We start from the raw sequence: 7569 nt of genomic DNA, 5'->3' as shown, positions 1-7569 counted from the left end.
GTCCCGCCCGCCGCGCGTCGTTCCGCTTCGACGTCCGTGCACCGCGTGCCGTTCCGTCCCGCTCCGTTCCCTGCCGTCCCGTTACGGAGCGGGCGCCCGCAGCGCATCCCGTACGCACCGCCGGCCCGAGGTCGTGGGCCCGCGGGTGCCGGAGGCGGGCAGCGGGTACCGTTCACCCGGGCGGCTCGGCGACGGCGGGCGGGCCCGGTGCGGTGCGCTGCCGTGCCGGACGGTCCGGCCTGTGCGGCGACTCGTCGACGGGCCGTGACGACCGGCGCACCGACCAGCGAACGAGGGCTTCGAGATGCGGATCCTGATCATCGGTGGCGGCATCGCCGGAACCGCCGCGGCGCTCGCCCTGGACAAGGCGGGCTTCGGCGTCACCGTGCATGAGGCCCATCCGGACAGCGGCGCCGACATCGGGGCCTTCCTGACCCTCGCGAGCAACGGCATGCTCGCGCTGGCGCAGTTCGGCGCGGCGGAGGCCGTCGCACGCCGCGGGTTCGAGCTGACGGCGATGCGCCTCACCGGGGACACCGGCGCCGTGGTCTCCACCGTCCCGCTGGGCGAGACCGGCGACCCGCTGCGCCGGTTCCGCTGTCTGCGCCGGGCCGAACTCTGCGCCGCGCTGCGGGAGGTGGCCGTAAGCCGCGGCATCGAGATCCGGCAGGGCGAGCGATTCGTGACGGCCGTCGAGGACGCGGACGGAGTCACCGCGGAGTTCGCGGACGGGACCACCGCACGCGGCGATCTGCTGCTCGGGGCGGACGGAATCCACTCCGTCGTACGGCCGTTGACCGACCCCGAGGCCGCCGCGCCGCGCTACGCGGGCCAGCGTGTCTTCTACGGCTACAGCACCGAGGCGGCTCCGCCGCACGAGCCGGGACGCATCGAGATGCTGCGCGGCAGCTCCTCCGCCATGGGCTACACGGTCTCCCCGGGGGGCGAGACGTACTGGTTCGCACGCGTCTCCGCCGACGAGTTGAGCGAGGACGAGATCGCCGGCACCACGCCCGCGCAGTGGCGTGAGCGTCTGCTGCCGCTGCTGCGCCCCGACGCGACGCCCGCCGCGGACATCGTGGAGGCCACGGACGGCCGGCTGATGGTGACCAACGCCAGCGACCTCGCCAGCGTCGGCCGGTGGCGCACGCCCCGGATGCTGCTCGTCGGCGACGCCGCGCACGCCGCCTCACCGGCGACCGGACAGGGCGCCTCGATGGCGCTGGAGGACGCGGTGGTGCTGGCCAAGTCGCTGCGGGACGCGCCCGATACGGCCTCCGCGCTGGAGCAGTACGAGGAGCTGCGCCGGCCGCGCGTCGAGCGCAACATCGTCAACAGCGCCCGGCTCACGCCCCGTCGGGCTCCCGGACGCCTGGAGCGGACGCTGAAGAACTACCGCGCCAAGTGGCGCGGGCGCGGCGGCGGACCCCACGCCCGTTCCGACTCCGCCGCCGAGGAGCAGGAGTTGGCGCGGCAGCTCGACTGGGACACGCCGCTGGCCGCCGACTCGCCCGCGCCGCAGGGCAGTTGACGCTCCCGCGGCGGTGCGCCGCAACACGTCCTGCGCTGCGGACCGTACGCGTCAGTCCCGTGCGGCCGGCTGTGCCGTCCGCGCCGGAGTCCGCCGCGTCAGCCGCAGCCGGAGGTTCCGCGGCATGAGGGTCAGCCGCTCGGTGACGCTCAACTCGTAGTCCGGGTCGGCCGTGATGTCGTAGCGGCGCACCAGCAGCCCCAGGACGAGCGTCGCCTCGTGCAGCGCGAACTGCCGCCCGATGCACGCCCGTGCGCCCGTGCCGAACGGCTTGAAGACGTGCGGCGGCCTCGCCCGTACCGCCTTCGGCTCGAAGCGGTCCGGGTCGAAGCGCTCCGCGTCCTGGCCCCAGGCCGCCGGGTCCCGGTGCAGCAGCATGATCAGGACGAGGGCCCAGGCGCCCGTACGCATCGGATGGACGCCGCCGAGCGTCGTGTCGTGCAGCGCCTCCCGGGAGAAGGCGGGCGCCGTGGGCCACAGCCGCAGCGACTCGTCGAGGACGCGGCGTACGTACCGCAGCCGCGCCACCTGCTCGTACGCCGGCTCCTCCGTCTCTCCCCACACCTGCTCGACCTCCGCCTGCGCCCGCGCGAGCACGTCCGGGTTGCGGGAGAGGTAGTGCAGCGCGAAGGAGAGCGCACCGGAGGTGGTCTCGTGCCCGGCGACGAGGAAGGTGACGACCTGGCGGCGGATGTTCTCGGGGGAGAGGCGTTCGCCGGTCTCGGGGTGTGCCGTCTCCAGCATGCGGTCCAGCAGATCGCCGCGTGCGCCGGTGCCGTCGCCGCTGCGGCGGGCCTCGACGACCTCGTCGACGGTGTCGTTGAGATAGGCGCGGTCCGCCGCGTTGCGCTTCGCGGCGCCGCGCTGCTGGAGCGCGGCGAGCAGCGGAGGCGCGGCGTTGCGCTGCTGCGCGTAGGAGAGCGCCCCGACCATGGCCGTCACGAACGGGTGCGGACGGGAGCGCTCGAAGGAGCCGAAGTCGTGCCCGAAGCCGGTGCGCGCGATGGTCTCCAGCGTCAGCTTCGTCATGTCGCCCGGCACGTCGACCTCGTGGCCCGCGCCGCTGCGCTCGTCCCAGTGCGCGGTGAGCTGCCGCGCGACGTCCAGCATCAGCGGGTGGTAGCCCTCCATGGCGGCGCGGCTGAAGCCCGGGGCGAGGATGTCGTGCGCGAGCTGCCAGTTGGGCTCGTGGTTGTACGCGGTGAACAGCCCGTCCCCGGCGAGCGGACGGAGGTTGGCGACGCCGAGGCCGACGTGCTTGGCGAAGCGCGACTCGTCGGCGAGTTCGGCCGCGAGGTCCGCGCCCCAGACGAAGACGATCTCCCTGTCGAACGCCTTGCGCCGGAAGATCGGCCCGAGTTGCCGCCCGATGCGCATCGAGTCCTGGACGGGCGAGCGGGGGTCGGCGTCCAGCACGTCGCCGAGCAGCGGTACGCGGCGCGGCGGGTGCGGAATGCGGTCCAGTTCGGGCCAGCCGAGCCGGGCGCTGCGGAAGCCCTTGCCCGGGGCGCCGTTCCCCGTCTGCTGTGCCTGCGCCTGGGCCATCCGTCTCAACTCCCGTGTCGTACACCGTGCTTGCCCGCACCGCGACCGCTTGTTGTACAGCGGTTCAATAGGGATTCCAGTCTGGGCAGACCGCCGGGCGGCGTCAAGTAAAGTGACGGCCATGGTCGAGAGGCAGGGGGAGCGCACGCGCCGCCGGCTCAGCACCGGGGAGCGTCGCGAGGAGCTTCTGGCCGTCGGGGCGCGGCTGTTCGCGAGCAGCCCCCACGAGGACGTGTCGATCGAGCAGGTGGCGGAGATCGCGGGCGTCTCGCGCGGGCTGCTCTACCACTACTTCCCGACCAAGAACGACTTCTTCGCCGCCGTCGTCGAGCGCGAGAGCGGACGGATGCTCCGGCTGACGGCCGCCGTCCCCGGCGTGCCCGTACGCGAGCAACTCGCCAGCGGGCTCGACTGTTTCCTGGAGTACGTCGAGGAGCACGCACAGGGTTTCCGCGCCTTCCACCGGGCGGAGGCGGCGGGCGATCCCGCCGTGCGCCGCGTCTACCGGCAGGGGCTGGAGGCGCAGGAACGGCAGATCCTCGACGCGCTCGCCGCCGATCCGGAGGCCGCCGGAGCGGCCGGTGATCTGCCCATGCTGCGGCTCGCGGTGCGCGCCTGGCTCTCCTTCATGGTCACCGTGTGCCTGGAGTGGCTGGCGGAGGAGCCGCCGCGTACGCCGCGCGAGGACGTACGCGACCTGTGTGCGCGTGCCCTGCTCGGCGCGATCAACCCCGGCTGAGGGCACGGCGGTCGAGCCCGTCCCCATGCCTCGATGTCCCGATCACGAGAGACGGAGTCAGCCCGTGCCCCAGGAACGCAAGGCCCTCGTACGGCCGCCCGCCGCACGTCTCGCCGACGGCCTGGTCACCCATGTCGACCGGGTGCCGGTGGACCGGGACCTCGCCGTACGCCAATGGGCGGAGTACGTACGGGTGTTGCGGGACGGCGGCTGGCAGCCGGTCGAGGTTCCGGCCCAAGAGGACTGCCCCGACAGCGTGTTCGTGGAGGACGCCGTCGTCGTCCTCGGCGCCACCGCGCTCGTCTGCCGCTCCGCCGCGCCCTCCCGGCGCGCAGAGACGCCGGCGGTCGAGGAGGCGGTACGCGCCCTCGGGTACACGGTCCGTCGCATCGAGGCTCCCGGCACGCTCGACGGCGGGGACGTCCTGAAGAGCGGCGGGACCGTGCATGTGGGTCTCGGCGGACGCACCAACGAGGAGGGCGTACGCCAACTGCGGGCCGCCTTCGAGCCGTTGGGCGCCCGCGTCGTCCCCGTACCGCTCACCGGGGTGCTGCATCTGAAGTCCGCCGTCACCGCGCTGCCCGACGGCACGGTCCTCGGCCTGCCGCGGCTCGCGCCCGACCCGTCGTACTTCCCCCGCTTCCTTCCCGTACCGGAGGAGGCCGGCGCCCACGTCGTCCTGCTCGGCGGGGACCGGCTGCTGATGGCCGCGAGCGCGCCGCGCACCGCGGAGCTGCTGGCGGACCGGGGCTATGAGCCCGTACCGGTGGACATCGGCGAGTTCGAGAAGCTGGAGGGCTGTGTGACCTGCCTGTCCGTACGGCTGCGCGACCTGCCGGCGTCCGCGTAACGGGGGCGGGGCGCGGGCCTGTTGACGGAGCCGTGCGGTGCGCCGAGGGCGCGCGAGATCCCGGAGGCCGCCGCCTGGACCAGCGGCACCAGGGTGTGCGCCGGGACGGTCTCCACATGCGCGACGACGGAGACGGCCGCGACGACCTCGGCGCCCACGCCACCGGCATTGCCCACAGCGCCCGAACTGCCCGTGCCGTACGGGCCGTTGGCGCCGCCCGTGCCCGGGCCGTGGACGGGAGCGGCCACCGAGACGCTGTCCGGCGTCACCTGCCGCTCGCACACCGCCACACCGCTGCGCCGTACCTCGGCGAGCAGCCGCCGCAGCCGTACGGGGTCGCACTCGGTCCGCTCGGTGTAGCGGACCGGCCGCTGCGCGAGCGCGCGCTCCTGTACGTCCGCGGGCGCGTGAGCCAGCAGGACGCGCCCCACTCCGGTCGGTGTCAGCGCGAAGCGGCCTCCGACGCGGGTGAGCACCGGCACCGAGCCGCATCCGGCCAGCCGCTCCACGTACACCACGGACAGGTCCTCGCGGACCGCGAGTTGGACGTTCTCACCCGTGGCGCGCGCGAGGTCCGACAGATGGGGAAGGGCCACCTCGCGCAGGCCGAGCCCGCGCGGTGCGAGCGCCGCGATCTCCCACAGACGCAGCCCGATGCGGTAGCCGCCCGCGGGGTCGCGCTCCAGGGCGCCCCAGCCGGCCAGTTCGCTCACCAGGCGGTGCGCGGTGGTCAGCGGCAGCCCGGCGAGGCGGGAGATCTCGGTGAGCGTGAGCACCGGGGCCTCCGGCGAGAAGACCTCCAGTACGCGCAGCGCCCTGCCCGTCACCGAGCCCGTGCCGGCCGCCGCGGCACGCTCTGCCTCGCGCATGTGGTGCTCCCTCGGACGGAATCGGACGTGCGGGACGGTCCGGACGGGCCGTCCGGCGCAACGTAGGCAGGCCGCCCCGATACGTCAACGCGTCCGGTGCTCCGTCACCGCGCCGGCGCGGCCGGCTCCGCCCCTGCTCCGGGCTCCGCTTCCGGTTCCGGTTTCTGTTCCTGCGCCTGTTCCTGCGCCTGTTCCTGTTCCGACGGCGACGGTGACGGCAGGGAGCGCCGCGCCACCGTCCGGATCCGCTCGTCGAGCACACGCGCGGGCTCGTCCGTGAAGCGATGCAGCGCGACGGCGGCCGTGAGGATCACATCGCACAGCTCCTCGGCCACGTCCGCCTGCGTATGCGTACGGCCCTTGCGCGGGTTCTGGCCGCGCGCCCCGATGTACGCCTCCATCACCTCGCCGGACTCCTCGGCGAGCTTCATCAGCCGCATCGCCGTCTCCTGCTCGCCCTGCCCGTTGGCGGAGTCCAGCCACTCCACGAGCCGCCCGATCGCGGCCCACTGCTCAGGCGTCATCGCCCGCTCCCTCCCTGTGCGCGGCGCCCGCCCGCTCCGGCGCCCCGGGCAGCGTAAGGGCGCGGAACGGAGCCGATCACTCCGCACCGCGCCCATGACCCGTACGTGTGCCGCGCCGCCATGACGCCCGGCCGCGAACTCCCGTGCCCCGCGGCCCTGTTCGGCCTCGTGCGGCCCGTGCGATCTCGTACGAGGCCGAACAGGGCCGGCGGTCCCGGCGTCCGCTCAGTCCCGCGCGGCGTTCTGCAGCGCGGCCACGTCCAGCTTCCGCATCCCCGCCATCGCCTTCGTCACCCGCGCCGCGCGGTCCCGGTCGGGGTCGCCCAGCAGCTCCGTCACCGCACGCGGAACGATCTGCCACGTCACCCCGAACCGGTCCGTGAGCCGTCCGCCGCGGCCCTCCTCGCCGCCCTCGCCGAGCCCCTCCCAGAACATGTCCACCTCGGCCTGGTCCGCGCAGTCGACATAGAGCGTGAGGGCGTCACCGAAGGCGGGACCGGGCCCGCCGTCGAAGGCGATGAAGCGCTGTCCGGCCAGCTCGAACGAGACGGCCGTCACCGCTCCCGGCTCGCCCGGCCCGGTCTCGCCGTTGCGCCGTACGTCGACGACGCGGGAGTCGGGGAAGAGCGAGGTGTAGTGCCGTACGGCCTCCTCGGCCCGGCCGTCGAACCAGAGATGGGTGGTGATCTTCTGCATGGACTCCTCCGTCCTCCTCGGGTGCGGCGGGCCGCTCCCGCGGCTCGCGCGACGCTGCTGTCTCCCGCCGGGGCGCGCCGTGTGCGTGACCGGTGCCGTGCCCGCCCCGGCACCGCTCACGGCTGCGGCCGGTCCCATACGTCGGGGCCGCCGCCGCGCCACTCGATCAGGTTCGGGTCGTCGAGCTGGATCTCGTCCTCGCTCAGTCCCGCGTGCCGCAGGAACTCGCTCACGTCCTCCGCCCGGAAGGCGACGCCGAGCTGCTCCGCGTGCGCGGTGACGCGGCGCCCGCCTCCGTCCGCGGGCGGGTGGACGACGATCGGCGGCGTCATGCGGCACGCTCCGGGCGCGCGGCGTCAGCGGTCATCTGGCGGCTCCCATCCATGGGTTCGCTGGGCGCGGCCGGCGGTCCGGCCCCTCACGACGAACCGTAGGAACGCCCCCGTCCGGCCCGTCCGCGCCACTCGCCGGCTTCGACCGAATGCCCCGCAGGTGCCTCCCTTCCGGCCCCGGGCCGCCCTGTTGACCGGCTGTGCGGGCCCGGCGAGACTGCCCGGCATGAAGATCACAGGACGCTCCGCCGGGTCCGGACTCCGTGCCGCGGCGGCACGTACGGCCTCCCGCGCCGTACGGCCCGACGGCAACGGCCGCGGGTCCCTCGTCGCCTTCGGGGCCCTCGCCGCCGCGGATCTGGCAGCGGTCGCGGGGGACCGTCCGCGGGGGCTGCGTCGCGCGGCGAAGCCGCTGCTGATGCCCGCCCTCGCCTCGTACGTGCTGCGCCGACGGGCCGACGCGGACTCGCCCGCACCGGCGCC

General features: G+C 74.5%; 8 protein-coding genes and 1 pseudogene. 4 read left to right on the top strand and 5 right to left on the bottom strand.

Annotation, left to right across the window (positions count from 1 at the left end):
* Nucleotides 1-304 precede the first annotated feature (304 nt).
* Nucleotides 305-1531, top strand: coding sequence for an FAD-dependent oxidoreductase (locus AN218_RS06070; protein WP_070015581.1), 1227 nt, complete (start codon nucleotides 305-307; stop codon nucleotides 1529-1531).
* Between the two features lie 51 nt (nucleotides 1532-1582).
* Here AN218_RS06070 and AN218_RS06065 read toward each other — a convergent pair whose 3' ends face one another.
* A complete protein-coding gene (locus AN218_RS06065) occupies nucleotides 1583-3076 on the bottom strand; it encodes a cytochrome P450 (RefSeq protein WP_070015580.1) in 1494 nt (497 codons plus the stop codon).
* A 121-nt stretch (nucleotides 3077-3197) separates the two neighbouring features.
* Here AN218_RS06065 and AN218_RS06060 point away from each other — a divergent pair, with 121 nt between their 5' ends.
* On the top strand, nucleotides 3198-3815 hold the full coding sequence (locus tag AN218_RS06060; protein WP_070015579.1) for a TetR/AcrR family transcriptional regulator: 618 nt from the start codon (nucleotides 3198-3200) through the stop codon (nucleotides 3813-3815).
* A 64-nt stretch (nucleotides 3816-3879) separates the two neighbouring features.
* On the top strand, nucleotides 3880-4665 hold the full coding sequence (ddaH, locus tag AN218_RS34210; RefSeq protein ID WP_244900307.1) for a dimethylargininase: 786 nt from the start codon (nucleotides 3880-3882) through the stop codon (nucleotides 4663-4665).
* On the opposite strand, the gene AN218_RS06050 is transcribed toward ddaH, so the two are convergent.
* The 4 genes from AN218_RS06050 to AN218_RS06035 all read right to left on the bottom strand — a co-directional run bounded on the left by AN218_RS06050 (nucleotide 4566) and on the right by AN218_RS06035 (nucleotide 7086).
* Nucleotides 4566-5534 carry an IclR family transcriptional regulator gene (locus AN218_RS06050; RefSeq protein ID WP_070015577.1) on the bottom strand — a complete coding sequence of 323 codons (969 nt, stop codon included), beginning with the start codon at nucleotides 5532-5534 and terminating at the stop codon, nucleotides 4566-4568. The two genes, ddaH and AN218_RS06050, sit on opposite strands and share 100 nt — an antisense overlap.
* Nucleotides 5535-5638: 104 nt before the next feature.
* Nucleotides 5639-6058, bottom strand: a complete 420-nt coding sequence (locus AN218_RS06045) for a MazG-like family protein (protein WP_070015576.1) — start codon at nucleotides 6056-6058, stop codon at nucleotides 5639-5641.
* 225 nt (nucleotides 6059-6283) lie between these two features.
* On the bottom strand, nucleotides 6284-6754 hold the full coding sequence (locus AN218_RS06040; RefSeq protein WP_070015575.1) for a VOC family protein: 471 nt from the start codon (nucleotides 6752-6754) through the stop codon (nucleotides 6284-6286).
* A 116-nt stretch (nucleotides 6755-6870) separates the two neighbouring features.
* A complete protein-coding gene (locus AN218_RS06035) occupies nucleotides 6871-7086 on the bottom strand; it encodes a hypothetical protein (RefSeq protein WP_070015574.1) in 216 nt (71 codons plus the stop codon).
* Nucleotides 7087-7312: 226 nt separating this feature from the next.
* Here AN218_RS06035 and AN218_RS36440 point away from each other — a divergent pair.
* Nucleotides 7313-7569, top strand: a pseudogene (locus AN218_RS36440) (lysoplasmalogenase); the annotation flags it as partial.

Origin of the sequence: Streptomyces nanshensis, from assembly GCF_001751255.1 — a bacterium.
In the GTDB taxonomy this organism is placed as follows: domain Bacteria; phylum Actinomycetota; class Actinomycetes; order Streptomycetales; family Streptomycetaceae; genus Streptomyces; species Streptomyces nanshensis_A.
The sequence above is the reverse complement of the archived record's forward strand: the minus strand, read 5'-3'. Positions and strand labels throughout refer to the sequence as shown.